A 3,642-nucleotide genomic window follows, 5' to 3' on the forward strand; every position below is an offset into this window, starting at 1 on the left:
CGCTCAAATACGAGACAACGCGCTCGGTGCCGCCGTAGAACTTCGGAGGAACTGCTTCGTGCAAGGGTGCAATTTGTGCGATACGCATAACGTGACTCTCCTGTTCGTTGCGGCTTCGAAATACGGTTTCCGATAGAAACCCGCTGAAGCCTTGCGGACGGGCCAGCCTCTATGCTGCCGCCCCCGTTGGAAATCGGACCCGGGTGAATCGGGTTATCCCTTACGACCCATTATCAAGATGACTGCGGTTATCGCCGAGTCATTTTGCAAACGCTTAACCTTGTTACAGGGCGAAACACCGCTGGTTACGAATTGCTAACAACGGCTGAGGTCCTTGCCTGGCGGGCGATTGCATGAATATCGACAAGCTGCGTCGGACTTGATGCGATGCCCAGGACGACACATTGAGCAATGCCTGTGCCAAGCGTGCGAAAGGCACCACAGTCCGTCTCGTATGGTTTCAGTCACGAAACCGGATCATTTCGAAGCGGTTTTGCAAAGTAATTGACGGACGGTGCCGTTAAACAATCAATGCGCCCGCGTTGTAAGAAAAGATGCGCTTGATAGGTAAATCGAAAGCGGGTTTTGCAGAAGTTGGACGACAAATCGGCAGGTTTGCCCGATTTGTTCACGGGATTTTGCGTTGCCCGTGAATCACCTTACACGGTAATCGCCCCGCCAATAAAGACGCAGCCGGTTTCGCGCCGCCCATTTCCCTTCAAAGTTTTCCAGCCTCGTGCCGTAAACCACTTAACGGCGGTTTCGCCGCTGCAACCATGAGGATTCGATTGTGCTGATTTTCATCGGAACACTAGTGACGCTTTTGTCGGTTTTCGGCGGTTATGCGCTGGAAGGCGGGCATCTGGGCGCGCTGGTCCAACCCGTTGAAATCCTGATGATTGCAGGTGCGGGTGTCGGCGCTTTCATCCTCGGCAACGGCATGAAGACGATCAAGGCCACGCTGCGCGTGATCCCGACACTCTTCAAAGGCTCCAAGTACAACAAGGATGTGTACATGGAGCTGATGGCGCTTCTCTACGTGCTGCTTGCCAAGGCGCGCAAGGAAGGCACGCTGACGCTGGAATCCGACATCGACGATCCGGCTAAAAGCCCGATCTTTGCGCAGTATCCGAAGATCCTCGCGGATCACCATATCGTCGAGTTCCTGACCGATTATTTGCGCCTGATGGTCGGCGGCAACATGAACGCGTTCGAGATCGAAAGCCTGATGGACGAGGAAATCGAAACGCATCACGCCGAAGGCGAAGGCCCGGCGCAGGCGCTCCACAAGGTCGGCGACGCAATGCCTGCGTTCGGCATCGTCGCGGCCGTGATGGGTGTGGTCCATACCATGGCATCCGCCGATCAGCCGCCGGCGATTCTCGGCGAAATGATCGCGCAGGCGCTGGTCGGGACGTTCCTCGGCATCTTGTTGTCGTACGGGTTGATCGGGCCGCTGGCGAGCGTTGCGGAGCAGCGCGTGGCCGAGTCGACGAAGATGTTCCAGTGCATCAAGGTCACGATTCTCGCGAGCCTGAACGGTTATGCCCCGGCTATTGCGGTCGAGTTCGGCCGCAAGGTGCTTTTCTCCACCGAGCGTCCGTCGTTCTCCGAACTGGAAGAACACGTGCGCCGCGTGAAGGCCAAGTAACGCCTTTACGCGAGAACGCGCTCCCGGAGAATCTGCCATGTCCAACAAAACCGATCGCCCGATCTTCATCAAACGGATCGTATCGAGCAAGAAAGCGCATCACGGCGGCGCGTGGAAGCTTGCGTACGCTGACTTCATGACCGCGATGATGGCGTTCTTCCTGCTCATGTGGCTGCTGAGCGCGGTGTCGCCAGTGCAGCGCCAGGGCATTGCGGAGTATTTCAACATGCCGCTCAAGAACGCCATCATGGGCGGGCAGAGTTCAGGCATGGACTCGAGCATTCTCAACGGCGGCGGACGCGATATCTCCAGCCCCGAGCAAGGCACGACACGCATGAGCGACGGCACGCGGCGCTCGAATCGTATTGATGAACAAACGCTGAGAGACGCGCAAGGCGAACTCGAACGCCGCGATCAGGCGCGCTTGCACGACCTGCAGGTCAAGCTGATGTCGGCGATCGAAGCGAATCCTGTGTTGCGCCAGTTCCGCCAGCAGATTCGCATCGATTCGACGCAGCAAGGTTTGCGCATTGAAATTGTCGATACACAAAAGCGGCCGATGTTCGCCCTCGCAAGCAATTCCGTGCAGCCGTACATGCGCGACATCCTGCGCGAAATCGGCAAGGCGCTCAACGACGTGCCGAACCGGATCGTCGTGCAGGGACATACCGACGCCACGCAATACGCGGGCGGCGAGAAGGGTTACAGCAACTGGGAATTATCGGCGGATCGTGCCAACGCATCGCGCCGCGAACTGATTTCGGGCGGCATGGATGAAGCGAAGGTCTTGCGCGTGATCGGGTTGGCATCGACGCAAAACCTGAACAAGCAGGACGCCCTCGATCCGGAAAACCGCCGCATCAGCATTCTCGTTTTGAATCGCAAATCGGAAGAGTCGATGACACGCGACGAAACCGCCGCGACCACGATTACCAGCAATCCCCTTAACGCTGGCAACGCCACGCCTGGACTCGGCGCGCTCGTGCCGAGCAAAGCGGCGGCCAAGTAGCCAGCTTCAGGAAAAGCCTCAAAACATCGGACCGGGTACGACAAAACCATGATCAAGAACATTCTGACAATCGACGATTCCGCTTCAATGCGCAAAGTCCTCTCGGCGACATTCGTGGCGGCGGGGTATCGCGTGGAAGTTGCCGCCGATGGCGCCGAAGGCTACGAAGCGGCGCTCGCCGAACAGTTCGACCTCATCGTGACCGACCAGAACATGCCGGCCATGAGCGGGCTCGATCTGATCGTGAAGCTGCGCGGGCATCGTGCATATGCGAATACGCCGATCCTCGTGCTGACGACCGAATCCAGCGACCAGTTCAAGGCGGCGGCGCGCGAAGCGGGCGCGACGGGCTGGATCGAAAAACCGATCGATCCCGACATGCTGACCGAACTGGTCGCGACGTTGTCGGACGCCGAGCAGTCGCACTGAAGCAGTGAAGCACTCAAGCACTGAAACACGCAGCACGAGACAAAGCACAAGCAATTACGACGCGCATAGCGACGACAGACAAGGCATCCGGTGGTGACCCAGGCATGACACTCGACATTACGCAGTTCTATCAAACATTCTTCGACGAAGCCGACGAGCTGCTCGCAGACATGGAGCAATTGCTGCTCGCGCTGGATCTGGCGAACCCCGATCCCGAAGATCTCGGCGCGATTTTCCGCGCGGCGCATTCCATCAAGGGCGGCGCGGCGACGTTCGGTTTTTCGGCGCTGACCGAGACCACGCACATTCTCGAATCGCTGCTCGACCGGGCGCGTAACAACGAGCTGGTCTTGCGCCGCGACATGATCGATACCTTCCTTGAAACCAAGGACGTGTTGTCGGATCAGTTGAGTGCTTACCGTGCAAGCGCGGAACCGGATGCGGCCGCCGCAAAGGCGATCTGCACGAAGCTCGAGTTTCTCCGGGATAACGACGCGTGTAACGACGCGTGTAACGACGCGGGCCATGCGCCGCAAGCTGCTGCGCCGGCGCA

4 protein-coding genes are annotated in these 3,642 nt (G+C 58.4%); all 4 read left to right on the top strand.

What is annotated here, in order from left to right:
* The first annotated feature begins 790 nt into the window (after positions 1–790).
* Positions 791–1,651, top strand: coding sequence for a flagellar motor stator protein MotA (motA, locus tag ACRXB1_RS32795; protein ID WP_061998271.1), 861 nt, complete (start codon positions 791–793; stop codon positions 1,649–1,651).
* 37 nt (positions 1,652–1,688) lie between these two features.
* Positions 1,689–2,660: a flagellar motor protein MotB gene (gene motB, locus ACRXB1_RS32800; RefSeq protein ID WP_086383961.1), complete on the top strand. Its 972-nt coding sequence runs from the start codon at positions 1,689–1,691 to the stop codon at positions 2,658–2,660.
* 48 nt (positions 2,661–2,708) lie between these two features.
* Positions 2,709–3,089, top strand: a complete 381-nt coding sequence (locus ACRXB1_RS32805) for a response regulator (protein WP_061998273.1) — start codon at positions 2,709–2,711, stop codon at positions 3,087–3,089.
* A gap of 104 nt (positions 3,090–3,193) precedes the next feature.
* On the top strand, positions 3,194–3,642 hold a 449-nt coding region (locus ACRXB1_RS32810), incomplete at its 3' end, for an Hpt domain-containing protein (protein WP_449494397.1).

The organism is Caballeronia sp. M23-90 (genome assembly GCF_053574605.1).